Origin of the sequence: Pantoea sp. B270 (assembly GCF_018726825.1) — a bacterium.
GTDB lineage: Bacteria > Pseudomonadota > Gammaproteobacteria > Enterobacterales > Enterobacteriaceae > Pantoea > Pantoea dispersa.
In genome coordinates this window covers 278,996-303,651 of sequence record NZ_JAHCSX010000003.1, presented here as the reverse complement: position 1 = coordinate 303,651, position 24,656 = coordinate 278,996, and the positions used below count along the sequence as shown (strand labels likewise).

Here is a 24,656-nt window from a genome sequence, read left to right as displayed (position 1 = left end):
TTTTGCAAATATCGTGTAAGGCTGACGTTATAATCTTTGATGAGAATATAAAAATATCTCTTTTCCAGAAGAAAAAAGAAATTATTACCAATCTGCATCCATGGGAGGATTGGCTAAGAAACGATGATGGGGAAGTTGTATCCTATAGATTGAAATTAGGTAATAAACATGATGGTTTTGTTTATTTAATTGTTACTTTTAAACCGCCAGTTAACGAAAATGCACTCGTTGCTACATGGTTTATTGCTCCAGAAGGACTGATAGAAGGTCAGCAAAAAAAAGCATCAGGGAAAGTAACAAAGCGTTTAAGGGATTGGTTTTTTAAAAAAACGCAAGTTTTATTACCTACAGGAGGAGAATGGGGGCATATTGATGCTTCCTATGATCCATGGAATAGTGTAGGAATGATTGTTTGTAACTATAAAACAGCATTCGAAGATCAGGAAAAGTGGCGTGAATATAGACGGAGTAATTTATTCTAACAGTTAATTTTTATATTTTAGAAGCTAGCTTGCTCGGTATTATATACTATAGCGAAAAAATACTGCGCTGTTCCGTTCTGAAAATTTACTTTTAAGTTAGTTATTCTCAAATAGCATAATCATTACCCCGCCAAACCATCCAGGGATACTGGTAATTTGGGAGCAGTTGTGGGAGGGAATTCTTCATATCTAATCGTAAAACAGTCCTGGAAACCTTAGGTTTACCATTTGATATTGGAGTGTAAAATCATGTTCAACCTAAAGAAAGGAATTATTACATTTAAAAACTCATTGACCTTGGATCCAGAGGTAACCAAAAATAATTTATTTGGTGATTTCAATATAAAGTGGGAGGGGTGGCCTGAAAAAAAAGATAATAAGACTGTATCATATAGAACTATACTTCAAGGTGACAGGAAGTTTGGTGATATTTATCTCATTGTTGATTTTTTGCAGCCTAATGATAATAACTCTCAACTTAGTAGTTGGCGATTCTCACCTGAAAAACTTTTGATGGGTGAACAAAAAAAAACTGAAGGTAATGTTACCCGAGGGTTAAGAAAATGGTTTTGTAATGAATTTACGGCTGAGCTTCCAGTGTCAGGGGCATGGGGGCACGTTGATGCTGCTTATGATCCTCATAATCGTACAGGGACGATTGTCTGTAATTATCGAAAAGGGTTTGAACATAAAAAATGGGTTGAGTATTGCGAATGGAATAACATTAAGGGGAATTAATCCATTCGCTCCTGAAGTAAGGTGGCTAAAAATTATTTCATCACCATAGCATTCATCATGTAACGGATGATTTCGGCTTGTGCAAAAAATATTACTTATTTTAAAAGTTTGAAATGAATAAGTTGATTAGAGATGATGACGGTAATACGATGAATGCAGTATTTTATAGATAGACCTTTTCTAATAACACTATTGAGCGAAGAAATGATTAAGATAAAGGAGCCAAAGGTTTATATGCCAGGTTATTCACTTTTCATTTTTGATTGGCCAGATGAGGATGGACTGATAAAGGTATTAGTCGATGTTACCTATCGGTATGAAAAAATAAGAAAGAATTAGAATAAGCCGAAAACGCTCTTAACGATCCTCCGGCTTTTTTCTCTTTAGCCGCCCGCCGTCAGGATCAGGCAGCCGCCTCTATCCTGACTGTCATCGCCTGACCGGTGTTAAACCTCGTTTCAGCAAGCGATCAGACCGCACTGCCCAAATGAACTCAACCCTCTTTCCTCTCCGTCTCCACACTCTCCGCCGCCGTCTCTTCCTCTTTATCCTCTTTCACCGTTCTGCTGGCCGTCAGCAGGAACGGTGATTGCTGCCAGCGGGTGCGGCGGTCGCGCAGCAGGGTACGGGTCAGGATAATGCCGATCGCCAGCGCCAGCAGCATCATCAGGCGCAGAATATTAGTGGTGTTATCCACCTGACGCGATTCCGTCACCAGCACATGGGTATCCAGCGTGATACGCAGAAAACCCTGCGGACCCTCTTTTCCTTCCAGCGGCTGGACAATCTGATGATTGAAATAGCTACCGGCACGTTTACCGTCGAGCGCGAGGCGGTCGCGCACATTAATACTCTCGCCACTGTGGGCCACCAGGCTGCCGTCGTCGGCATAGACCGAAGCGTCCAGCACACGGCTGCTATCCGTCATCTGATTCAGGATGGCTTCAATCTGCGTGCGGTTATCGTCGCTATTGTCCATCAGCGGTTTCAGGCTGAACGCCACCTGGCGCGTCAGCGTGTGCGCCAGCTCCTCGACCTGTTCGGAACGGGCCATCTGATGGCCAAGACTAAACCATGACGCGCCCTGCATCAGCACCACTAACAGCGCCAGCGAGATAAGAACGATCACCGTGCGATGCAGGCGAAATTTCAGTGCGGTTTTGACCATCAGAAACCCGTGTGACGTAACAGCAGAAAGGCTGGCAATTATGTTGCCAGAACCCGCGCAGACAAGGTAGCCTCTTGCGTGGTTTTGTTGTCCCTACAGGAGCTGTAATGCCAAATCGTCTTACCTGGTGCGATCTGCCCGCCGATGTCTCTCTTTGGCCGGGTTTACCCCTTTCCCTGAGCGGTGATGAAGTGATGCCGCTGGATTACCGTGCCGGTCGGACTGGCTGGTTACTGTATGGGCGCGGGCTCGATAAACAAAAACTGACCGATTATCAGCATCAGCTGGGCGCGGCGATGGTGATCGTCAGCGCGTGGAATGTCGATGAGTATCAGGTAATCCGTCTGGCGGGCTCGCTGACGCCGCGTGCCAGCAAGCTGGCGCATGAGGCTGGCTTTGATGTGGCGCCGCTCGGCAAAATCCCCCATCTGAAAACGCCAGGCCTGCTGGTAATGGACATGGATTCCACCGCCATCCAGATCGAGTGCATCGATGAGATCGCCAAACTGGCGGGCTGTGGCGAGCAGGTGGCGGAAGTGACGGAACGCGCGATGCGCGGCGAGCTGGATTTTAAAGCCAGCCTGCGAGAGCGCGTGGCGAAGCTGGCCGGCGCTGACGCCAATATTCTGAAGCAGGTGCGCGACACGCTGCCGCTGATGCCGGGCCTGACCACGCTGGTGCACAAGTTGCAGGCGCTGGGCTGGCAGGTGGCGATTGCCTCGGGCGGGTTCACCTTCTATGCCGATCACCTGCGGCAGACGCTGCATCTGGCCGCTGCGGTGGCCAACGAACTGGAAATGCGTGACGGTAAGCTGACCGGCGAAGTGCTGGGGCAAATCGTCGACGCGCAATTTAAAGCCGATACCCTGAACAGTCTGGCCCAGCGCTTTGACATCGCACCGGAACAAACCGTGGCGATTGGCGATGGTGCTAACGATCTGCCGATGATTAAAACGGCGGCGCTGGGTATCGCCTATCATGCTAAACCCAAAGTGAATGAGCAGACGGAAGTGATTATCCGCCACGCTGACCTGATGGGAGTGTTCTGCATTCTCACCGGCAGCCTGATTCACGAAGAGCGTTAACTGAGGATTTGATTTGGCCAAAGCGGCAAAACGCGCCTTCGTCTGTAACGAATGCGGCGCTGACTATCCGCGCTGGCAGGGGCAATGCAGCGCCTGCCACGCCTGGAATACCATTACCGAGGTGCGCATTGCCGCCTCGCCTGCGGCCGCGCGCAATGAGCGCCTGAGCGGCTATGCCGGTAGCGCCGGCACCAGCCGGGTGCAGAAGCTGTCGGAGATCAGTCTGGAAGCGCTGCCGCGTTTCTCGACCAGTTTTAAAGAGTTTGACCGCGTGCTGGGCGGCGGCGTGGTGCCAGGCAGCGCGATACTGATTGGCGGTAACCCTGGTGCCGGTAAATCAACGCTGCTGTTGCAGGTGATGTGTAAGCTGGCGGAAGGAATGAAAACCCTGTACGTCACCGGTGAAGAGTCGCTGCAGCAGGTGGCGATGCGCGCCCATCGTCTGGGATTGCCGACGGAAAACCTCAATATGCTGTCGGAAACCAGCATAGAGCAGATCTGCCTGATCGCCGAGCAGGAGCAGCCGAAGCTGATGGTGATCGACTCGATCCAGGTGATGCACATGGCGGAGATCCAGTCATCGCCGGGCAGCGTGGCGCAGGTGCGGGAAACCGCCGCTTACCTGACGCGCTTCGCCAAAACGCGCGGCGTGGCGATCATCATGGTCGGTCACGTCACCAAAGATGGCTCGCTGGCCGGGCCGAAGGTGCTGGAGCACTGCATCGACTGTTCGGTGCTGCTGGACGGCGATGCCGATTCGCGCTTCCGCACGCTGCGCAGCCACAAAAACCGCTTTGGTGCGGTGAATGAGCTGGGCGTCTTTGCCATGACCGAGCAGGGCATGCGCGAAGTCAGCAACCCGTCTGCTATCTTTTTGTCACGCGGCGATGAGATCACCTCCGGCAGTTCGGTGATGGTGGTCTGGGAGGGCACGCGCCCGCTGCTGGTTGAGATTCAGGCGCTGGTGGACCATTCGATGATGGGTAATCCACGCCGCGTGGCGGTTGGGCTGGAGCAGAACCGTCTGGCGATTTTGCTGGCGGTGCTGCACCGGCACGGCGGCCTGCAGATGGCCGATCAGGACGTGTTTGTGAACGTGGTCGGCGGCGTCAAAGTCACCGAGACCAGTGCAGACCTGGCGCTGCTGCTGGCGATGGTGTCGAGCCTGCGCGATCGCCCGCTGCCGCAGGATCTGGTGATTTTTGGCGAAGTCGGGCTGGCCGGGGAGATTCGTCCGGTGCCGAGCGGCCAGGAGCGCATTTCCGAAGCGGCCAAGCACGGCTTTAAGCGCGCCATTGTGCCGGCAGGGAATGCGCCGAAGAAGGCGATTGACGGTATGAAGGTGTATAGCGCGAAGAAGCTGGCGGATGCGCTGGCGATTCTGGACGAGCTGTAAGGCGGGTTGTTGGGGGGAGGTTTGGCTTGTGCTCCACCTTTTCCCTCACCCTAACCCTCTCCCGCTTGCGGGAGAGGGGACCGATCGGAGAGGCGGAAAGTACGGCGTTGTTCTGCCATTTACCGCTCTGTTCAGGATTTTCCTCCTCGCCCGCTTACGGGAGAGGGAACCGATCGGAGCGGCGGGAAGTACGGCGTTGATCTGCCATTTATCGCTCTATCCAGGATTTTCCCCCTCTCCCGCGGGCGGGAGAGGGCCGGGGTGAGGGCCCGCGCGCACCATCCCTCTAATTCCATGCAGGAGGCACTACATGTCATCGTTTGACTATCTGAAAACCGCGATTCGCCAGCAGGGACATACATTGCAGCAGGTGGCTGATGCCAGCGGGATGACCAAAGGCTATCTGAGCCAGTTGCTGAATGCCAAAATCAAAAGCCCGAGCGCGCAGAAGCTGGAAGCGCTGCACCGTTTTCTCGGGCTGGAATTCCCGCGTCGCGACAAAACCGTGGGCGTGGTGTTCGGTAAGTTCTATCCGCTGCACACCGGCCACATCTACCTGATCCAGCGCGCCTGTAGCCAGGTCGATGAGCTGCACATCATCATGGGCCATGACGATCCGCGCGATCGCCAGCTGTTTGAGAACAGCGCCATGTCGCAGCAGCCTACCATCAGCGATCGTCTGCGCTGGCTGCTGCAGACCTTCAAGTACCAGAAAAACATCCGTATCCACTCGTTCAACGAAGAGGGCATCGAGCCCTATCCGCACGGCTGGGACGTGTGGAGCGCCGGTGTGAAAACCTTCCTCGCGGAGCAGGGCATTGAGCCCGACTGCGTTTATACCAGCGAAGAACCGGATGCGCCGATGTATCAGCAGCATCTGGGCATTCCGGCAATGGTGATCGATCCGCATCGATCGTTTATGAACATCAGCGGCAGCCAGATTCGTCAGGATCCGTTCCGCTACTGGGAATACATCCCGACTGAAGTGAAGCCGTTCTTCGTGCGCACCGTGGCGGTGCTCGGCGGTGAATCGAGCGGCAAATCGACGCTGGTCAACAAGCTGGCCAACATCTTTAACACCACCAGCGCGTGGGAGTATGGCCGCGATTACGTCTTCTCGCACCTCGGCGGCGACGAGATGGCGCTGCAATACTCCGACTACGACAAAATCGCGCTCGGCCAGGCGCAGTACATCGATTTTGCCGTCAAATACGCCAACAAGGTGGCGTTTATCGACACCGACTTCATCACTACCCAGGCGTTCTGCCTTAAGTATGAAAGGCGCGAGCACCCGTTCGTGCAGGCGCTGATTGATGAGTACCGCTTTGACCTGGTGATTCTGCTGGAAAATAATGTGCCGTGGGTGGCCGATGGCCTGCGTAGCCTCGGCAGTTCGATGGATCGCCGCGAGTTTCAGTCGATGCTGGTCACCATGCTGCGTGAAAATCACATTGAATATGTGCACGTCAAAGAGGATGACTACGACACACGCTTCCTGCGCTGCGTCGAGCTGGTGAAGCAGATGCTGGGCAGCTAGCACAGCACAACAAAAAAGGCGCCGCGGCGCCTTTTTGTTATCACAGCGATTACTTCGCCATGCGCTTGTACTTGATACGCTTCGGCTCCAGTGCTTCGGCGCCGAGGGTGCGTTTCTTGTACTCTTCGTACTCGGTAAAGTTACCTTCGAAGAACTCCACCTTACCTTCATCCTGATAGTCGATGATGTGGGTAGCGATACGGTCGAGGAACCAGCGGTCGTGCGAGATCACCATTGCGCAGCCCGGGAACTCCAGCAGGGCGTTTTCCAGTGCGCGCAGGGTTTCGATATCCAGGTCGTTGGTTGGTTCGTCGAGCAGCAGCAGGTTGCCGCCCACCTGCAGCAGTTTCGCCAGGTGCAGACGACCACGCTCACCGCCGGACAGTTCGCCGACGCGTTTGCCCTGATCGGTGCCCTTGAAGTTAAAGCGACCGACATAAGCACGGCTTGGCATTTCGGTGTTGCCGATGCGCATAATGTCCTGACCGCCAGAAACTTCTTCCCACACGGTTTTTGAATTATCCATCGCATCGCGGAACTGATCGACCGACGCCAGCTTCACGGTTTCGCCCAGCTCGATGCTGCCGGAATCCGGCTGCTCCTGGCCTGACATCATGCGGAACAGCGTCGATTTACCGGCGCCGTTAGGGCCGATGATGCCGACGATGGCGCCTTTCGGCAGCGAGAACGACAGATCGTCAATCAGCACGCGATCGCCATACGCTTTGCTCAGGTTCTTCACTTCCAGCACTTTGTCGCCGAGGCGCGCGCCAGGTGGAATGAACAGTTCGTTGGTCTCGTTACGTTTCTGATAATCGGTGTTGTTGAGCTCTTCAAAGCGCGCCAGACGGGCTTTGCCCTTAGACTGACGGCCTTTCGCGCCCTGGCGCACCCACTCCAGCTCTTTCTCGATCGATTTGCGACGCGCCGCTTCCTGAGAAGCCTCCTGCGCCAGACGCTGATCTTTCTGCTCCAGCCATGAAGAGTAGTTACCTTCCCATGGAATCCCTTCACCACGGTCCAGCTCCAGAATCCAGCCGGCAACGTTATCGAGGAAGTAACGGTCGTGGGTGATGGCTACCACGGTGCCTTCGAAGTCGTGCAGGAAACGCTCCAGCCACGCGACGGATTCGGCATCCAGGTGGTTGGTCGGTTCGTCGAGCAGCAGCATGTCTGGCTTTTCCAGCAGCAGACGGCACAGCGCGACGCGGCGGCGTTCACCACCGGACAGGTTCGCGATTTTGGCATCCCACTCCGGCAGACGCATGGCATCGGCAGCGCGGTTCAGCTGGGTTTCCAGGTTGTGTCCGTCGTGTGCCTGGATCACTTCTTCCAGACGGCCCTGCTCAGCGGCCAGCTTGTCGAAGTCGGCATCCGGATCGGCGTACAGCGCGTACACTTCGTCGAGACGCTTCAGCGCGCCAACCACTTCCGCGACGGCTTCTTCCACCGACTCACGCACGGTGTGTTCCGGGTTCAGCTGAGGTTCCTGCGGCAGATAGCCGACTTTGATGCCCGGCTGCGGGCGAGCTTCCCCTTCGATATCTTTATCAATGCCGGCCATGATGCGCAGCAGGGTCGATTTACCCGCGCCGTTCAGGCCGAGTACGCCAATTTTGGCGCCAGGGAAAAAGCTAAGGGAGATATTCTTCAGAATGTGACGCTTCGGCGGAACCACTTTGCCGACGCGATGCATGCTATAGACGAATTGAGCCACGTTGTGATGAGCCTCTTGGTCTGTAATGGGTGGAACGTCAGATGCTGAAGTTTAGCCGTTTTCACCCGGCAATCACAGCCGCATTGCGCGCAATCTTCCGCAGCGGCGGAATAATGCTAGCCGCAGTGCAGGGTGAGCCTGGCCGCCTGCAGCACGGCGAGCAGCGCGGGCGGAGGCGGGCTGTCGCTGACCAGCATATCAAACAGCGAGAAGTCGCCAATGCGCGCCGGCAGTACCTTGCCGTACTTGCTGCTGTCGCCGACCACGATTTTGGTCTGCGCCCGCTGCAGCGCCAGATGCTTGATGGGCAGTTCGTTAAGGTTATAACAGGTGGCACCCTGCGCGGCGTCCATGCCGGCGGCAGAAATAAAGGCTTTATTGGGGCAGAGCGCATCCAGCACTGTGACCTGCTCGAGCGGGGTAAACACGGCGTTATCGGCGTGGAATTCGCCACCGCACAGAATCACCCGACAGCGCGGCTTCTCTTTTAATGCCAGAAAGGTGTTGATCGCGCTGCAGATGGCGGTGAAGGGCAGATCGTTATCAATCGCTTCTATCACCAGCGGCAACGTGGTGCCGCAGTCGAAAAACACCGTGTCGTTGGCCTGTACCAGCGCGGCAGCCCGCTGTGCCAGCAGACGTTTCTTGCTGACGTTGAGGTTTTGCTGGTCGCTGACAAAATAGTGCGCCACGTTCTGCCGCGGGTCGCGCATCACATAGCCACCCAGCAGCACCACGCCCTGCGTCGCGCCGGTTAAATCGCGGCGGATGGTCATTTCTGACACGCCCAGCAGCTGCGCGGCCTGTTTTAAGTGCAGGGTGTCGCTGTGCTTCAGCGCCTGCGCCAGCTTATTGATTCGTTCGTCGCGGCGGGTTTCCATCAGTAACAGTTCGCTCAACCTTCGCTGCGGCCGGAATGGCCGGGTGGAGGGTAAACATAAGTTTTTTCTTGCAGATTAACAACCTGTCTTCTGCCTGCCCGCCCGCCTCGCGGCTAAATCGCCACCAGCCCGCGCACGCCCTCGCTCTCCATATTCGCACCCGCGCCACGCTGCACAATTTCGCCGCGCGACATCACCAGATAACTGTCGGCCAGTTCGGCGGCGAAATCATAAAACTGCTCAACCAGCAGAATCGCCATGTCACCGCGCTGCGCCAGCTGGCGAATCACCGCACCGATCTCTTTGATCACCGATGGCTGGATCCCTTCGGTCGGCTCATCGAGGATCAACAGCTGCGGCTGGCAGGCCAGCGCCCGGCCGATCGCCAGTTGCTGCTGCTGGCCGCCTGACAGATCGCCACCGCGCCGCGTTTTCATCTCGCGCAGCACCGGAAACAGCTGGTAGATCTCTTCCGGTACCCGGCTGGCCTGGGCGCCGGAGAAGCGCGCCAGCCCCATCAGCAGGTTCTCTTCCACCGTCAGACGCGGAAAAATTTCGCGCCCCTGTGGCACATAAGCGATACCGGCCTGCACGCGCTGGTGTGGCTTGCGCGTGTTAATCAGCTGGTTCTGCCAGCGAACCTCGCCGGATTTGACCGGAATCAGCCCCATCAGACACTTCAGCAGCGTGGTTTTGCCCACGCCGTTGCGCCCCAGCAGGCAGGTGATCTCGCCCGGGCGAGCCTCAAACGACAGACCGCGCAGGATATGGCTGCCGCCGTAAAATTGATGCAGTTCTGCTACCTGTAACATCTCAGCGCCCCAGATATACGTCGATAACCCGATCGTCCGCCTGTACCTCGCGCAGCGATCCCTCAGCCAGCACCTGGCCCTGATGCAGCACCGTCACGTGGTCGGCAATGGTTTCCACAAAGCCCATGTCGTGTTCCACCACCATCAGCGAGTGCTTGCCCGCCAGGCTGCGGAACAGCTCGGCGGTGTAGTCGGTTTCGGCATCGGTCATGCCGGCTGCCGGTTCGTCCAGCAGCAGCAGGTGCGGCTCCTGCACCAGCAGCATGCCGATTTCGAGAAACTGCTTCTGCCCGTGCGACAGCAGACCCGCCTGCCGCTGGCGTTCGCCGCCGAGCCGCAGCAGTTTCAGTACCTCGTCGATGCGATCGCGCTGCTCACCGCTAAGCCGGGCGCGCAGGCTGGCCCACACCGATTTATCGTTTTTCAGCGCGATCTCGAGGTTTTCAAACACCGTCAGCGCTTCAAACACCGTGGGTTTCTGAAACTTGCGGCCAATGCCGGCACGGGCGATTTCGACCGGCGACAGCTGGCGCAGATCGGTATCCTGGTCGTAGATTACCTGGCCGCTGTCCGGCCGGGTTTTGCCGGTGATCACGTCCATCAGCGTGGTTTTTCCCGCGCCGTTCGGGCCGATCACGCAGCGCAACTCGCCGACGCCAATCTGCAATGACAGATCGGTCAGCGCGCGGAAGCCGTCAAACGAGACGTTGATGTTCTCCAGCAGCAGCACCGGATCGGTTTGCTGACGATGGCGATCCGCCGGGTGCGGTTGGGTAAACAGTTGCTCAGTCATGGCGCCTCCGGCGCAGCAGGCCAATCACACCACGCGGCAGGAACAGCGTGACCAGGATGAACATCAGGCCCAGGAAAAACAGCCAGTATTCCGGGAAGGCGACGGTGAACCAGCTTTTGGCACCGTTGACGATGGCCGCACCCAGCAGCGGACCAATCAGCGTGCCGCGTCCACCGAGTGCCACCCAAATCGCCGCTTCAATCGAGTTGGTCGGCGACATTTCGCTCGGGTTGATGATGCCGACCTGCGGCACGTACAGCGCACCGGCCAGCCCGCACAGCACGGCGGAGAGCGTCCAGACGAACAGCTTGAAGCCTTTTGGATCGTAACCGACGAACATCAGACGGTTTTCCGCATCGCGCACCGCCGTCAGCACACGGCCAAACTTACTGCGCGCCAGGGCAAAGCCCAGCGCCAGGCTGAACAGCAGCAATAGCACGGTCGCGATAAACAGTGCGATACGCGTGCCGGTGGCGGTGACGCTGAAGCCGAGCAGGGTGGTGAAACCGGTGAAGCCGTTGTTGCCGCCGAAGCCGGTTTCGTTGCGGAAAAACAGCAGCATGCCGGCGTACGTCAGCGCCTGCGTCATGATGGAAAAATAGACACCTTTGATTCTGGAGCGGAAGGCGAAGAAGCCAAACAGCAGTGCCAGCAGGCCTGGCACCAGCACAATCAGGCACAGCGCCCAGAGAAAGTGCTGGCTGCCGGCCCAGAACCACGGCAGCTCATTCCACGACAGAAACGACATAAACGCCGGCAAACCGCTGCCTGCAGCCTGGCGCATCAGGTACATGCCCATGGCATAGCCGCCGAGGGCAAAAAACAGCCCGTGGCCGAGCGACAGTAGCCCGGCGTAGCCCCACACCAGATCCAGCGCCACCGCGACAATCGCATAGCAGAGGATTTTGCCCACCAGCGTCAGCGTATAGGTGGAGATCGCCAGCGGATGGCTGGCGGGCAGCAGGGCGCAGAACGGCAGCACCAGCAGCAGCGCGGTCACGATGACGCCGAGAATCAGGCTGAGGCGCGGCGCTTTGCGCACCGCGCGTAAGGTCAGTGGCTGGCTCATCAGTCAATCACCCTCCCTTTAACGGCAAACAGGCCCTGTGGACGTTTCTGGATGAACAGCACAATCAGCACGAGGATCAGGATTTTGCCGAGCACCGCGCCAATCTGCGGCTCCAGCACTTTGTTAAGGATGCCGAGACCAAAAGCCGCCACCACGGTGCCGGCCAGCTGACCGACACCACCGAGCACCACCACGAGGAATGAGTCGATGATGTAGCCCTGACCCAGTTCCGGTCCGACGTTGCCCAGCTGCGACAGCGCGACGCCGCCGAGTCCGGCAATGCCGGAACCGAGGCCAAACGCCAGCATATCGATGCGCCCGGTCGGCACGCCGCAGCAGTCCGCCATGGCGCGGTTCTGCGTGACCGCGCGCACATTCAGCCCCAGCCGGGTTTTATTCAGCAGCAGCCAGGTGAGCGCCAGCACCGCGATGACAAACAGGATTACCGCGATGCGGTTATACGGCAGCACCAGATTCGGCAGCAGCTGCCAGCCGCCGGACAGCCAGCCCGGGTTGGCCACTTCGAGGTTCTGCGCGCCAAACAGCATGCGCACCAGCTGGATCAGCATCAGGCTGATGCCCCAGGTGGCGAGCAGCGTCTCCAGCGGACGACCGTATAAGTGGCGGATGATGGTGCGTTCCAGCAGCATGCCCATCACGGCGGTAACGGCGAAGGCCACCGGCAGCGCCAGCAGCGGGTACCACGCCAGCCACTGCGGCGCAAACTGCTGGAACAGATTCTGCACCAGCCAGGTGGCGTAGGCGCCGAGCATCAGCATCTCGCCGTGCGCCATGTTGATTACGCCCAGCAGGCCGTAGGTGATCGCCAGGCCGAGCGCGGCCAGCAGCAGAATGGAGCCGAGCGACAGGCCGGTAAACGCCTGCCCGAGCCAGTCGCCCCACATCAGACGCTGCCTGATGTGCTGCAGGCTGGCGGCCGCAGCGGCGCGCACCTGCGCATCGGGTTCGTTGCTGGCCTGGGTTAAACGCGTCAGGCTGGCCTGCATCGCCGGATCGCCCGATTCTCCGAGCAGCGTGACCGCTTTCAGGCGCAGCGCGGCGTCCGGGCTGGCGAGCTGCAGATTCGCGGCGGCCATCGCCAGCACCGCGTGCACCTTGCTGTCCTGTTCGGCGGCGAGGCGCTGTTCAATCAGCGGCAGCTGGTCAGGTGCGGCATCGTTTTGTAACTGTTGCGCTGCGCGCAGGCGAATCGCCGCATCGTCACTCACCAGCTGGTGGGCGGCGAGGGCGCTGGCAATCAGCACGCGCAGCCGGTTGTTCATGAAGAGTTTTTTGGTTTCGCCGTCCGGCTGCCGGGCGCTGTCGAGCGGCAGAAGCTGGTCAGCCTGTTTGCTGAACGGCTGTTTGTTCTGGTCGATAACCACGCTTTCATTGCGCAGCGCCTGCAGCAGCGGCAAGCGGCTGGCTTGCGGCGCCGCAGCCCACTGCTGCAGCAATGTCGCCTGCTGCGTGCGGCTGGCGGCGGCGAAGTCAGCGCCATCACCGGCCTGCGCCAGCCACGGCAGCAGTAACAGCAGGCAGCTGAGAATACGGCGGAGTGTCATGGTGATCATCCTGTTATGGTTACGTTGGGTGCGGTGTGGTCCTCACCGGGGTTAGGGTGTTGTCTGGCCCTCACCCTAACCCTCTCCCGCAAGCGGGAGAGGGAACCGATCGAGCGAATGAAGAGCGCCTCACTCACATGCAGCAGCGCCTCCCTCTCCCCCTGGGAGAGGGCCGGGGTGAGGGCCAGCGGGCGAGGGACCATCAGCCTCCCCTTACTGCGCCGACTTCACCGGATAGTCCGGCTTCTTATCATTCCCGGCGATGTACGGGCTCCACGGCTGGGCGCGTACCGGCTGTTCGGTCTGCCACACCACGTTGAACTGGCCGTTCTCCTCCACTTCACCAATCATCACCGGCTTGTGCAGATGGTGGTTGGTTTTGTCCATGGTCAGCGTGAAGCCGTCCGGTGCTTTGAACGTCTGTCCGGCCATTGCGGCGCGCACTTTGTCCACATCGGTGGTGCCGGCTTTCTCGACCGCCTGCGCCCACATATGCAGGCCGACGTAGGTGGCTTCCATCGGATCGTTGGTCACCACGGTGCTGGCGTTCGGCAGGTTGTGCGCTTTGGCGTAAGCACGGTAGTCGGCCACGAACTTCGCGTTAGTCGGGTTATCCACCGACTCAAAGTAGTTCCACGCCGCCAGCTGACCGACCAGTGGTTTGGTGTCGATACCGCGCAGCTCTTCTTCCCCCACCGAGAAAGCGATCACCGGAATGTCGGTTGCTTTAATGCCCTGGTTCGCCAGCTCTTTGTAGAACGGTACGTTGGAATCACCGTTGATGGTGGAGATCACCGCGGTTTTGCCGCCGGCGGAGAATTTTTTGATATTGGACACGATGGTCTGGTAATCGCTGTAACCAAACGGCGTGTACACCTCTTCGATATCCTTATCCTGTACGCCTTTGCTATGCAGGAAGGCACGCAGAATCTTGTTAGTGGTGCGCGGATAGACGTAGTCGGTGCCAAGCAGGAAGAAGCGTTTGGCGCTGCCGCCATCTTCGCTCATCAGATATTGCACCGCCGGGATCGCCTGCTGGTTCGGCGCGGCGCCGGTGTAGAACACGTTCGGCGACATCTCTTCGCCTTCGTACTGCACCGGATAGAACAGCAGGCCGTTGAGCTCTTCAAACACCGGCAGCACCGATTTGCGCGAGACCGACGTCCAGCAGCCAAACACCACCGCCACTTTGTCCTGAGTCAGCAGCTGGCGCGCTTTTTCGGCGAACAGCGGCCAGTTAGAGGCCGGATCGACCACCACCGGTTCCAGCTTCTTGCCCAGCACACCGCCTTTGGCGTTGATCTCATCGATGGTCATCAGCGCCACATCTTTCAGCGGCGTTTCGGAAATCGCCATGGTGCCGGACAGCGAATGCATAATGCCGACTTTGATGGTGTCTGCCGCCTGTGCGGTAAAGGCGAAGCCCATGCTGGCAACGGTAGCGGAGAGCGCGAAAGCTTTAAGCAACGAACGTCGTTTCATCATTTAAACCCCTAACTGTGTTATCTGTTGTTATTCAATGGGTTGAAGCCGAGCCTGCTGTAACATATGCAACGTAATCTTCCTGACCTCGGCCTTACTGACGGCAATGTGGTCGGTTAAAATGCGCTGTGCCTCCTCGGTGTGTTGCTGAAAAATCGCCCGTAAGATCTGAGCGTGCTCGCGGTACGTGGCATCGACCCGGTCATCCCGCGTGAAGTCGAGACGGCGAATGATGCGGATTTTTTCTGTCAGCTCGGCGTGGATGCGCGCCATCTCCTGATTGCCCGCCGCCGCCACCAGCGCCATGTGAAACGCTTCGTCGTGCGCTGATACCGCTTTGCCATCTTCCAGCCGGGCATCGTCGATCCAGAAGGTTTTCAGCGCGGTCAGGGTTTCCGCGCAGGCCAGCGGCGGCAGCGCGCACAGGCGGCGCACCGCTTCGCGTTCCAGCACGGTGCGGAAGTCGTACAGCTCCTCGAAGTAGGCGAAATCGAACGGCCGCACCTGCCAGCCGCTGCGAAACCACACCTCGACGTAGCCTTCGCGCTCCAGCCAGAACAGTGCCTGACGGACCGGCGTGCGGCTCACCGCCAGCCGCTCGGCGATTTCGTTTTCGCTGAAGCGGTCGCCCGGCATCAGACGGAATTCAAAAATGTCCTGCTTCAGCGCCTGATAAACCTTTTCGGCCAGCGCTTCGGGACGGCCTTTGCTGCGGGGCGCGCTACTGTTCATACCTGCTCCTTAAGCCAGCCACAGCAGGGTGTCGCCCGGACTTACCGGACGGCCCGCCTGGCAGACAATGCGTTTCACCGTGCCGGCCTGCGGCGCGACAATCGCCAGCTCCATCTTCATCGCTTCCACGATGATTAGCGTCTGGCCGGCCTGCACCGTATCGCCCGGCGCAACCAGCACTTTCCAGATGTTGCCGTTCATGTCTGCACACACCGCCAGCGCATCGTCCTCTGCGTCGGTGACCACCAGCGTCTCTTCACTGGTGAGCGGCGCTTCCTGCTCTTCCTGCGCCCACAGCGTGACTTCCTGCTCAAACGCCGCGGCCTGACGTTCACGGAAAGCACTGATTTCCGGCGCGTTGTCGGTGAGGAATTGCTGATGGGCCGCGAAATCAAACTCGCTGTGTTCGATGCGGATGCGGGCACGACCGGCGCGGAAATCGTCGCGCAGCTGCGTCAGTTCCGCTTCGCTCACCGGATAGAAACGCACCTGATCGAAGAAGCGCAGCAGCCAGGGTTCGCCGGCGGCAAACTGATCGTTTTGCAGGAACTTATTCCAGATAGGCAGCGTGCGCCCCACCAGCTGATAGCCGCCCGGTGAATCCATGCCGTAGATGCACATGTACATGCCGCCAATGCCCACCGTGCCTTCGGCGGTAAAGGTGCGCGCCGGGCTGTATTTGGAACTCAGCAGGCGATGGCGTGGATCGATCGGCACCGCGCACGGCGCGCCGAGATAGACATCGCCGAGACCGAGAATCAGATAGCTGGCGGCAAACAGGGTGTCGCGCACCGCTTCGCGGCTCGCCAGCCCATTGATGCGCTGAATGAAGTCAACGTTGTTCGGCAACCACGGCGCGCTGGCGCGAACCGTCTCCTGGTAACGCTCCACCGCGCCGAGCGTGGCGCTGTCTTCAAACGCCATCGGCAGCCAGACGATGCGCGACGGCACTTTCAGCGCGCTGACGTCGCCCAGCCCGGCTTCCAGCTCCAGCAGCAGCGTCATCAACTGCTGCTGACCGATCACCAGGCTGTCATAGCGCACCTGCAGCGAGCGCACGCCGGGCGACAGCTCTTCAATGCCGGGCTCTGCACGCTGGCGCAGCGCCTGCATCAGCAGGTGTACGCGCAGGCGCAGCGCCAGATCCAGCACGTTATCGCCGTACTCAATCAGCACATATTTGTCGCCCGCCTGGCGGTAGACCGCCGCAGGCGTGGTGGCGGTCGCCGGCAGCGCCGCTAACAGGGTGGCAGAACCGATGTCGCTCGCCGCCAGCGACGGCACCGCGAAGGCCGGTGCGTGCTGGCTGCGCAGCGTGGTTACGCTGTGCGCCTGAGCTTTCTCCAGCGCGACCGCTTCGTCGGCGCTGATCGGGTGGAAGCGGATGCGATCGCCCGGTTTGACCTGGCCGACTTTCCACAGCTCGGCTTTGGCGATGGTGACCGGGCAGACGAAGCCACCAAGGCTTGGGCCGTCGTGCGTCAGGATCACCGGGAAGTCACCGGTAAAGTTCACCGCGCCGATGGCGTATTCGCAGTCGTGTACGTTAGACGGATGCAGCCCGGCTTCACCGCCATTGGCGCGCGTCCAGCTGGGTTTAGGCCCGACCAGACGGACGCCCAGCCGGTTGGAGTTGTAATGCACCTGCCAGTCGCTGGCAAAGAACTCATCGATGGCGGCCTGGGTGAAGAAATCCGGTGCGCCGTGCGGGCCGTACAGCACGCCAATGCGCCATTCGCTGCCGTAGTGCGGCACCAGCGCGCGATCCAGCGCTTCAGGTTCGCTGACCGGGGCTGGCGTGGTGCAGGCGGCGAGCGCTGGCTGGGAGATCGGCAGCATGTCGGCGACGCGCAGCGTGCGTCCGGCGTGGCCGCCAAACTGGCCCAGCGAGAAGGTGGCGCGGCTGCCGAGATACTCCGGCACGTCGAAACCATTACGCACCGCTAAATAGGTGCGGCAGCCGCTCTGCGCGCGGCCCAGCGTCAGGGTTTGTCCGGCTTTCACCGCCACCGGCTGCCAGTAGTTGACCGCGCTGCCGTCGAGATCGGCCGGACAGTCGGCACCGGTCAGCGCGATCAGCGCATCGCTGTGGAAGCGCAGCGTCGGGCCCTGCAGGGTGAACTCCAGCCCGGCGGCGCTGGCGTGGTTGCCGACGATACGGTTGGCCAGGCGGAAGGCGAAGTCATCCATCGGGCCGGACGGCGGCACGCCGATGTCCCAGTAGCCCAGGCGGCCGGGAAAGTCCTGAATGCTGCTGAAGGTGCCGGGCTGCAGCACTTCGATGACGCTGGCCGCCGGCGTAAAGCCGTCAAGGAAGCGCGTCCAGACGTTACCGCTGCGGAAGGCGTCGGTCGCCACGATCTGACGCAGATAATCGAGATTGGTGGCGATGCCGTGCAGTTGGGTGGCGTTAAGCGCCTGCTGCAGCTTCGCCAGCGCGGCGTCGCGCGTTTCGCCATGCACGATCAGTTTGGCTACCATCGGATCGTAAAACGCCGTCACTTCGCTGCCGGTCTCGATCCAGCCGTCGACGCGCACCCCCGGCGGGAAGCTGACGTGGGTTAACACGCCCGGGCTCGGCTGGAAGTTTTTCAGCGGATCTTCGGCGTACAGCCGCACCTCAATCGATGCGCCGTGCGGTGCCTGCTGCAGACGATCCCAGTCGATGGCATCGTCCGCCGCCACCTGCAGCATGCACTCCACCAGGTCAAGGCCGGTGACGCACTCGGTCACCGGATGCTCCACCTGCAGGCGGGTGTTCACTTCAAGGAAATAAAACGCGTCCTGCGCGGCGTCATAGATGTACTCCACGGTGCCGGCGCTGCGGTAATTAACCAGCTCGCCAAGCCGCACCGCTGAAGCCAGCAGCGCTTCACGCGTGGCCTGCGGCAGATTAGGGGCCGGCGTCTCCTCCACAACTTTCTGATTGCGGCGCTGCAGCGAGCAGTCGCGTTCGCCCAGCGCAATCACCTTGCCCTTGCCGTCGCCAAAAATCTGTACTTCCACGTGGCGCGCGCGGTCGATGCAGCGTTCAAGAAACACGCCGGCATCGCTGAAAAACTGCTCGCCCAGACGGCGCACGCTCTCCCACGCGTTCTCCAGGGCCGTGGCGTCGGCGCAGCGGGTCAGACCGATGCCGCCGCCGCCGGCGGTGCTTTTCAGCATCACCGGATAGCCGATATCTTCCGCCGCGCTGAGTGCGTCCTGCAGCGAGCTGAGCAGCGGCGTGCCCGGCGTCATCGGCACGCCGGCGCTGGCCGCCAGCTCACGGGCGCGATGCTTGAGACCAAATTCGCCGATCTGCTGCGCGGTCGGGCCGACAAACGCGATGCCGGCCTCTTCACAGGCGGCGGCGAACGGCAGGCTCTCGGAGAGAAAACCGTAGCCGGGCCAGATGGCCTGCGCGCCGGCTTGCTGCGCGGCGGCCAGAATTTTGTCGATGCGCAGATAGCTGTCGCTGGCTTTGTCACCGCCGAGGGCGATGGCCACATCGGCTTCGGTAACGTGACGCGCGTTGCGGTCGGCATCCGAATAGACCGCCACGCTGGTAACGCCGAGGCGCTTCAGGGTGCGGATGGCGCGGCAGGCGATTTCGCCACGGTTAGCAATCAGAACGGTGCTGAACATGATTAGTGATTCCCCTGTGACGTCAGCCAGTTGCGCCAGCCGCCGAATTCAGTGATTTCCAGCGCCTGGGTCAGCGCTGCCGGTTCGCAGATAAAGCCTTTCACGATGCGTCCATCCGCCAGCGTCAGCGAACCGATGCCGAGCGGCGCCGGGATTTCCGCGACGAATTCGCCAAAGCGCGCCAGCGGGATGTCCCACAGTTCGACGGTGATGGCGGCACCGCTGTCGCCGCGTAGCAGGCCGGGCTTTTTGATCGGGCCATCAAGCAGGGCGAACAGGCGATAGTGGCTGGCGGTTTGCGTCTCTTCGACCCACACCGCCTGACGCGTGGTGAGCTGGAAATTCAGCGGCATGCCGGTGAGATGGGCACCGACCACCGCCACGCGCACGTGGTCAGGTGACGGCGGCAGCGCGGCGGGCTGCGGCGGCAGCGCTTTGCCGGTGGCCCCGAGCGGCAGCGCCAGCTGCTGCTGCCAGCGCAGGCCAAACGTCGCCAGCGCGCGGTCGTGCCACGCCGGGGCGATCAGTGTGATGCCTGCAGGCAGCCCATCGGCGCGGAACGGGCCAGGCAGCGCCAGCGCGCTGAGGTCGGCCAGGTTCGTGAAGTTGGTATAGGTGCCGAACTGCGAGTTGTAGTGCACCGGCTCCTGCTGCATCTCTTCCAGCGTATGGATGGTGGGCGAGGTCGGCACCACCAGTGCATCGAACCGGGCCAGTGTCTGCTGGATCTGGCGCGTCAGTTCGGCACGCAGGTATTCGGCCTGATACGCCTCGACGGCGCTGTACTGGCGGCCGCTGCTGACGATGCCGTACACCACCGGATCCATCTCTTCCGGGCGGTCGAGCATCTCGCCGACCGCCACGGTGCGCTCGGCCACCCACGGGCCGTAATAGAGCTGCTCTGCCAGCTGATGGAAAGGGGCGAAGTCGATAGGGTGCAGCGTCGCACCGCTCGCCGTGAGCTGCTCCAGCGCGCTGAGCCACGCCGCTTCCGCCTGCTGATCGCCGTAAAACTGCGGTGCGGCAGGGATCGCCAGCGAGGGTTGCGGCTGGAAACTGGCCGGTGCGCTGCGTGGCGACTGGCGCGCGTAGGCGTCACCGGCGTCGTAGCCGCCCGCGATGCTGGCGACGCTAAAGGCATCGGCAACCGTCAGGGCAAACACCGAGATGGTGTCATTGAGGCGGCAGGCCGGTACCACACCGCTGGCCGAGAACCAGCCTTTGGTCGGCTTCAGCCCGACGATATTGTTAAAACCTGCCGGCACGCGGCCGGAGCCGGCGGTATCGGTGCCGAGCGAGAAGCCGACCAGGCCGCGCGCCAGCACGGACGCGGAGCCGGAGCTGGAGCCGCCGCTGACGTAGGCCGGATTAAAGGTGTTGCTCACCGCGCCATACGGCGAGCGGGTGCCAACCAGACCGGTCGCGTACTGGTCGAGGTTGGTTTTACCGATGACGATAGCGCCTGCCGCTTTCAGCCTGGCCACCACGAAGGCATCGGCTGCGGCCTGATACGTCAGCGCCGGGCAGGCGGCAGTGGTCGGCCAGCCTGCCACGTCGATGTTGTCTTTGACGGCAAACGGCACGCCAAACAGCGGCAGCGCGGCCGGATTGCGCTGATACGCCGCCAGCAGCGGTTCAACCTGCGCCAGCAACTGGGCCGGCGAAGCGAGGTACAGCCAGGCATTATCCTGGTTATCGAGTGCGTCGAGATGTGCGGCCAGCAGTGCAGGGATCTGCTGTGCATCCTGCTGTGCGCAACGTTGCCAATCCTGAAGCGTAAAACCGAAGGTCGATGCCATGAGTGAATTCCAGCTGGTATACAAGATGGAATTCAACAGAGCAAAGCACGTGCCAGAGTTGTAACTGAATGAAAAAACGTAGCTATTTGATGGGTAATAAGTTTCTCTGATGATTATTTGCACAATTGCGGCGCAGGCGCTGAACAATCACGGTGCGCCTGGGTAAATTTTGTGAAGAACGTGGCAAGAGCCGGTTGGCCTGGTTAGCATGAAGGGAGTCCGGCATAAGCTGGAGCGCAGCAATGAGGAGAGCGGAGTGGAGAAGTGGCGTAACTGGATGATAGGGATCTGTCTGGTCAGCACGGCCGGCAGCGTGTGGGCCGATTCGCTGGATCAGCAACGACAGCGCTATGCGCAAATCAAACAGGCCTGGGACAACAAACAGATGGACCAGGTTGAGCAGCTGATGCCAACGCTGCAGGATTATCCGCTCTATCCGTACCTGCAGTACCGCCTGCTGGCGCAGGATCTCGATCAGGAGACCGGGCTGGCGGTGAAAAACTTTATTCAGCAATATCCGACGCTGCCGCCGGCGCGCTCGCTGCAGACGCGCTTTGTTAACGTGCTGGCGCACCGCCAGGACTGGCCGGGCGTGCTCAGCTTCAGCCCGGATGAGCCGAAGCCGGTGCAGGCGCGCTGTAACTGGTACTACGCCAAATGGGCGACTGGTCAGCAGCAGGCGGCGTTTGACGGGGCCAAAGCCATCTGGCTGCGCGGGACCGCGTTACCGAACGACTGCGACAAGCTGTTCTCGGTGTGGCAGGCGTCAGGGCAGCTGTCGCCGATCACCATCCTCGAACGCATCCGCCTGGCGATGAAAGCCGGCAACGACAGCCTGGTTAATTACCTGGCGAAAATGCTGCCGGCGGATTATCAAACCACCGCCAGCGCGCTGATTGCGCTGCAGCAAAATCCCCAGACCGTCACCACCTTTGCCAGCACCCTCGGCCCGACCGATTTTACCCGCATGGCCACCAGCTACGCCTTTGCCCGCGTGGCGCGTCAGGATATGGACAATGCGCGCATGATGATCCCGCAGCTGGTTCAGGCGCAGAAGATGAGCCCGGCGGAAGAGCAGGATCTGAAAGAGACGGTGGTGTGGCGCATGATGGGTGCCGATCTCACCTCGGAGCAGGCGCGCTGGCGCGATGCGGTGGTGATGAACAGCGAATCCACCGCGCTGATTGAGCGGCGCGTGCGGCTGGCGCTGAGTGAAAACGACCGTCGCGGTCTGAACACCTGGATTGCCCGGCTGCCGGTGGAAGCCAAAGAGAAAGATGAGTGGCAGTACTGGCAGGCCGATTTACTGATGGCGCAGGGGCGCAAAGAGGAAGCGGAAGAGATTCTGCGTAAGCTGATGCAGCAGCGCGGCTTCTATCCGATGGTGGCGGCACAGCGGCTGGGCGTCGAGTATCCGCTGCAGGTGGATCAGGCACCGGCGGCGGACAATAGCGTGGTGCAGGGGCCGGAAATGGCGCGCGTGCGCGAGCTGATGTACTGGGGGCTGGATAACCTGGCGCGCAGCGAGTGGGCCAACCTGATCAGCAGCAAAACCCGTACCCAGCAGCAGATGCTGGCGCGCTACGCCAACGAGCAGGACTGGTGGGATCTTAGCGTGCAGGCCACCATCACCGCGAAAATGTGGGACAGCCTGAAAGAGCGTTTCCCGCTGGCGTGGCGCAATCTGTATCAGCAATACACCAGTGATAAAGGCATCACGCCAAGCTACGCCATGGCGATTTCCCGCCAGGAGAGCGCGTGGAACCCGAAAGCGCGCTCACCAGTTGGCGCCAGTGGCCTGATGCAGGTGATGCCGGGCACCGCCAGCCATACCGTGAAGATGTATAACATTCCGGGTTACGTTAACAGCAGCCAGCTGCTCGATCCGCAGACCAATATTCAGATTGGTACGCAGTATCTGGAGTATGTCTATCAGCAGTTTGGTCAGAACCGCATCTTCTCTTCTGCCGCCTATAATGCCGGCCCGGGGCGGGTGCGCAGCTGGCTGAATACCAGCGGCGGCAAACTGGATGCGGTGGCGTTTATCGAAACCATTCCCTTCTCGGAAACCCGTGGCTACGTGAAAAACGTGCTGGCCTACGATGCCTATTACCGCTACTTCATGGGTAAGCCGGATAAGATTCTCGCCGACGGCGAGTGGAATCGCCGTTACTGACTGTGTTATGCTTCCGTACTCGTTAATGAGTACGGAAGCCTTCATGAGCCAACCCCTTTCCCCACAGCCGGTTGAAGACAACTGGCTGCGTTTCATCGACCTGATGCACAACGCGTTTTCCGATGACGTAGCGCTGCCACTGCTGCAGCTGATGATGACGCCGGACGAGCGCGAAGCCTTGGGCACGCGCCTGCGCATTATCGAAGCGTTGATCAACGGTGATATCAGTCAGCGCGAGCTGAAAAACGAATTGGGCGTCGGGATTGCCACCATCACCCGTGGATCCAATAGCCTGAAAGAGGCGCCGCCCGAGCTGAAACGCTGGCTGGAAGCGCGCCTCGGGCGCAGCTGATCACTGCTGATACAGCGGGTGAGTGAACGGACAGAGCGCCAGAATCAGGGCCTGATGATAGACGCTGGAGCGGCTCAGCAGGCCGTGGGTGAAGGCGCCAATCGCACCGCCCTTGTGTTTGATATTCTCCACGCCGGTTAAGCGCGCCATTTCGTCACCGAGCTCATGCCCGGCAGCCAGACCGGCCATCACCACCGGTGGCAGCGTAAAGCTGGCAGAGCGGGATTCGCCGCGCTGCTGCGCATTCTCCACCACCATCCAGGCAAAGGCGCAGTCGCCTTCGATGCCGGCTTCAATCGCCACCCAGTAATCCGCCTGTGGCCGCACATGGCGCGCGTTCGCCACGCGCTGGCGTGCGCCAGTTCGCGTTTCGGCATCGCTTAAGGGCTGCGCGGCGACGCCGCTCTCGACCTCGACCCCTTCAATATGGCAGGATCCTTCGCCGAAAACGTCGTTGAACGCCTGAGCAATTGCGCGGATTTTTGCCGGATTGATGGTGGCTGCGACAACATGGTACATAATTACCTGAACCCTCAAGACAAATTTGTCGCAGTATAACGGAAATTAAGCATGTTACAGGTCTATCTTGTTCGTCACGGTGAAACGGTTTGGAATGCGGCCCGACGCATTCAGGGGCAGTCCGACAGTCCGCTGACGGATAAAGGTGAGCAGCAGGCGCATCAGGTGGGCGAGCGCGTGAAATCGCTGGGCATTACTCACGTGATTGCCAGCGATTTAGGACGTACCCGGCGCACCGCGGAGATTATCGCTGATGCCTGCGGTTGTAAGGTGACGCTCGATGCCCGCCTGCGCGAGCTCAATATGGGCTGTCTGGAGCAGCGTCCGCTCGACGGCCTGACGGCGGAAGAGGAGAGCTGGCGTAAAGCGCTGGTGGATGGCACCGAAGGCGGCCGGATTCCGGGCGGCGAGTCGATGGAGGAGATGGCGACGCGCATGCATGCCGCGCTCAATGCCTGTCTCGATCTGCCGGCGGGTAGCCGCCCGCTGCTGGTGAGCCACGGCATGGCGCTGGGCGTGCTGGTGAGTACTATTCTCGGGCTGCCGGCCCATGCGGAGCGCCGTTTGCGTCTGCGTAACTGCTCGATTTCGCGCGTCGATCATCAGCAAAGCGCCTGGCTCGCCGCCGGCTGGGTGGTGGAGACGGCAGGCGATGTGTCGCATCTGGATGCCCCGGCGCTGGATGAGCTGCAGCGTTAAGCGCGGTAGCGCATGGCGCAGAATGAC

The 24,656-nt window shown here is 59.9% G+C and carries 20 protein-coding genes; 8 read left to right on the top strand and 12 right to left on the bottom strand.

The genetic code is table 11. From position 1 onward, the window contains the following. Positions 1-2 precede the first annotated feature (2 nt). Both KOL70_RS20890 and KOL70_RS20885 read left to right on the top strand, forming a co-directional pair. Positions 3-482: a hypothetical protein gene (locus KOL70_RS20890; RefSeq protein ID WP_215481515.1), complete on the top strand. Its 480-nt coding sequence runs from the start codon at positions 3-5 to the stop codon at positions 480-482. Between the two features lie 249 nt (positions 483-731). Next, positions 732-1,220, top strand: a complete 489-nt coding sequence (locus tag KOL70_RS20885) for a hypothetical protein (protein WP_215481514.1) — start codon at positions 732-734, stop codon at positions 1,218-1,220. Positions 1,221-1,713: 493 nt separating this feature from the next. Here the strand turns inward: KOL70_RS20885 and KOL70_RS20880 are convergent, their stop codons facing one another. After that, positions 1,714-2,388: a YtjB family periplasmic protein gene (locus tag KOL70_RS20880; RefSeq protein WP_215481513.1), complete on the bottom strand. Its 675-nt coding sequence runs from the start codon at positions 2,386-2,388 to the stop codon at positions 1,714-1,716. A 107-nt stretch (positions 2,389-2,495) separates the two neighbouring features. Here KOL70_RS20880 and serB point away from each other — a divergent pair, with 107 nt between their 5' ends. The 3 genes from serB to nadR all read left to right on the top strand — a co-directional run bounded on the left by serB (position 2,496) and on the right by nadR (position 6,406). Continuing rightward, positions 2,496-3,473 (top strand): phosphoserine phosphatase, encoded by a 978-nt coding sequence (gene serB, locus KOL70_RS20875; RefSeq protein WP_021506809.1) that lies wholly within the window; start codon positions 2,496-2,498, stop codon positions 3,471-3,473. Positions 3,474-3,486: 13 nt separating this feature from the next. Next, positions 3,487-4,869: a DNA repair protein RadA gene (radA, locus tag KOL70_RS20870; protein ID WP_021506810.1), complete on the top strand. Its 1,383-nt coding sequence runs from the start codon at positions 3,487-3,489 to the stop codon at positions 4,867-4,869. A 310-nt stretch (positions 4,870-5,179) separates the two neighbouring features. Further along, on the top strand, positions 5,180-6,406 hold the full coding sequence (gene nadR / locus KOL70_RS20865) for a multifunctional transcriptional regulator/nicotinamide-nucleotide adenylyltransferase/ribosylnicotinamide kinase NadR (protein WP_215481512.1): 1,227 nt from the start codon (positions 5,180-5,182) through the stop codon (positions 6,404-6,406). Between the two features lie 49 nt (positions 6,407-6,455). On the opposite strand, the gene ettA is transcribed toward nadR, so the two are convergent. The 10 genes from ettA to atzF all read right to left on the bottom strand — a co-directional run bounded on the left by ettA (position 6,456) and on the right by atzF (position 20,883). Further along, positions 6,456-8,123 (bottom strand): energy-dependent translational throttle protein EttA, encoded by a 1,668-nt coding sequence (gene ettA / locus KOL70_RS20860; protein ID WP_071813584.1) that lies wholly within the window; start codon positions 8,121-8,123, stop codon positions 6,456-6,458. Positions 8,124-8,239: 116 nt separating this feature from the next. Next, positions 8,240-9,004 carry a DNA-binding transcriptional repressor DeoR gene (gene deoR / locus KOL70_RS20855; protein ID WP_040679620.1) on the bottom strand — a complete coding sequence of 255 codons (765 nt, stop codon included), beginning with the start codon at positions 9,002-9,004 and terminating at the stop codon, positions 8,240-8,242. Positions 9,005-9,117: 113 nt separating this feature from the next. After that, positions 9,118-9,816, bottom strand: a complete 699-nt coding sequence (urtE, locus tag KOL70_RS20850; RefSeq protein WP_215481511.1) for an urea ABC transporter ATP-binding subunit UrtE — start codon at positions 9,814-9,816, stop codon at positions 9,118-9,120. A 1-nt stretch (position 9,817) separates the two neighbouring features. Further along, positions 9,818-10,609, bottom strand: a complete 792-nt coding sequence (gene urtD, locus KOL70_RS20845; RefSeq protein ID WP_058771510.1) for an urea ABC transporter ATP-binding protein UrtD — start codon at positions 10,607-10,609, stop codon at positions 9,818-9,820. After that, entirely contained in the window at positions 10,602-11,678 is a 1,077-nt protein-coding gene (gene urtC, locus KOL70_RS20840; protein WP_058781599.1) for an urea ABC transporter permease subunit UrtC, read from the bottom strand. Before urtC ends, urtD begins: the two co-directional genes overlap by 8 nt. Beyond that, positions 11,678-13,243, bottom strand: a complete 1,566-nt coding sequence (gene urtB / locus KOL70_RS20835; RefSeq protein WP_058771512.1) for an urea ABC transporter permease subunit UrtB — start codon at positions 13,241-13,243, stop codon at positions 11,678-11,680. The genes urtC and urtB overlap by 1 nt, the downstream gene beginning before the upstream one ends. Positions 13,244-13,456: 213 nt before the next feature. After that, positions 13,457-14,725, bottom strand: a complete 1,269-nt coding sequence (urtA, locus tag KOL70_RS20830) for an urea ABC transporter substrate-binding protein (RefSeq protein WP_031279577.1) — start codon at positions 14,723-14,725, stop codon at positions 13,457-13,459. Between the two features lie 30 nt (positions 14,726-14,755). After that, positions 14,756-15,457: a GntR family transcriptional regulator gene (locus KOL70_RS20825; RefSeq protein ID WP_021506818.1), complete on the bottom strand. Its 702-nt coding sequence runs from the start codon at positions 15,455-15,457 to the stop codon at positions 14,756-14,758. A 9-nt stretch (positions 15,458-15,466) separates the two neighbouring features. Then, the gene (gene uca / locus KOL70_RS20820; RefSeq protein ID WP_215481510.1) at positions 15,467-19,084 is read right to left on the bottom strand and encodes an urea carboxylase; all 3,618 of its coding nucleotides are present in this window, start codon (positions 19,082-19,084) and stop codon (positions 15,467-15,469) included. Between the two features lie 2 nt (positions 19,085-19,086). After that, positions 19,087-20,883: an allophanate hydrolase gene (gene atzF / locus KOL70_RS20815; protein ID WP_211726654.1), complete on the bottom strand. Its 1,797-nt coding sequence runs from the start codon at positions 20,881-20,883 to the stop codon at positions 19,087-19,089. Positions 20,884-21,139: 256 nt separating this feature from the next. Between atzF and sltY the strand changes: the two genes are divergently transcribed. Next, positions 21,140-23,059: a murein transglycosylase gene (gene sltY, locus KOL70_RS20810; RefSeq protein ID WP_058757134.1), complete on the top strand. Its 1,920-nt coding sequence runs from the start codon at positions 21,140-21,142 to the stop codon at positions 23,057-23,059. Between the two features lie 43 nt (positions 23,060-23,102). Beyond that, positions 23,103-23,411 carry a trp operon repressor gene (trpR, locus tag KOL70_RS20805; protein WP_021508685.1) on the top strand — a complete coding sequence of 103 codons (309 nt, stop codon included), beginning with the start codon at positions 23,103-23,105 and terminating at the stop codon, positions 23,409-23,411. On the opposite strand, the gene yjjX is transcribed toward trpR, so the two are convergent. Then, a complete protein-coding gene (yjjX, locus tag KOL70_RS20800; protein ID WP_021508686.1) occupies positions 23,412-23,930 on the bottom strand; it encodes an inosine/xanthosine triphosphatase in 519 nt (172 codons plus the stop codon). Between the two features lie 51 nt (positions 23,931-23,981). Between yjjX and gpmB the strand changes: the two genes are divergently transcribed. Beyond that, a complete protein-coding gene (gpmB, locus tag KOL70_RS20795; protein WP_058781605.1) occupies positions 23,982-24,629 on the top strand; it encodes a 2,3-diphosphoglycerate-dependent phosphoglycerate mutase GpmB in 648 nt (215 codons plus the stop codon). Positions 24,630-24,656: the final 27 nt, after the last annotated feature.

Coding starts and splice junctions, on each gene's coding strand:
- uca (WP_215481510.1), bottom strand. CDS start 19,084: ATGTTCAGCACCGTTCTGATTGCTAACCGTGGCGAAATCGCCTGCCGC.
- deoR (WP_040679620.1), bottom strand. CDS start 9,004: ATGGAAACCCGCCGCGACGAACGAATCAATAAGCTGGCGCAGGCGCTG.
- yjjX (WP_021508686.1), bottom strand. CDS start 23,930: ATGTACCATGTTGTCGCAGCCACCATCAATCCGGCAAAAATCCGCGCA.
- serB (WP_021506809.1), top strand. CDS start 2,496: ATGCCAAATCGTCTTACCTGGTGCGATCTGCCCGCCGATGTCTCTCTT.
- urtD (WP_058771510.1), bottom strand. CDS start 10,609: ATGACTGAGCAACTGTTTACCCAACCGCACCCGGCGGATCGCCATCGT.
- urtB (WP_058771512.1), bottom strand. CDS start 13,243: ATGACACTCCGCCGTATTCTCAGCTGCCTGCTGTTACTGCTGCCGTGG.
- urtA (WP_031279577.1), bottom strand. CDS start 14,725: ATGAAACGACGTTCGTTGCTTAAAGCTTTCGCGCTCTCCGCTACCGTT.
- urtC (WP_058781599.1), bottom strand. CDS start 11,678: ATGAGCCAGCCACTGACCTTACGCGCGGTGCGCAAAGCGCCGCGCCTC.
- KOL70_RS20880 (WP_215481513.1), bottom strand. CDS start 2,388: ATGGTCAAAACCGCACTGAAATTTCGCCTGCATCGCACGGTGATCGTT.
- urtE (WP_215481511.1), bottom strand. CDS start 9,816: ATGTTACAGGTAGCAGAACTGCATCAATTTTACGGCGGCAGCCATATC.
- gpmB (WP_058781605.1), top strand. CDS start 23,982: ATGTTACAGGTCTATCTTGTTCGTCACGGTGAAACGGTTTGGAATGCG.
- atzF (WP_211726654.1), bottom strand. CDS start 20,883: ATGGCATCGACCTTCGGTTTTACGCTTCAGGATTGGCAACGTTGCGCA.
- nadR (WP_215481512.1), top strand. CDS start 5,180: ATGTCATCGTTTGACTATCTGAAAACCGCGATTCGCCAGCAGGGACAT.
- trpR (WP_021508685.1), top strand. CDS start 23,103: ATGAGCCAACCCCTTTCCCCACAGCCGGTTGAAGACAACTGGCTGCGT.
- KOL70_RS20825 (WP_021506818.1), bottom strand. CDS start 15,457: ATGAACAGTAGCGCGCCCCGCAGCAAAGGCCGTCCCGAAGCGCTGGCC.
- KOL70_RS20885 (WP_215481514.1), top strand. CDS start 732: ATGTTCAACCTAAAGAAAGGAATTATTACATTTAAAAACTCATTGACC.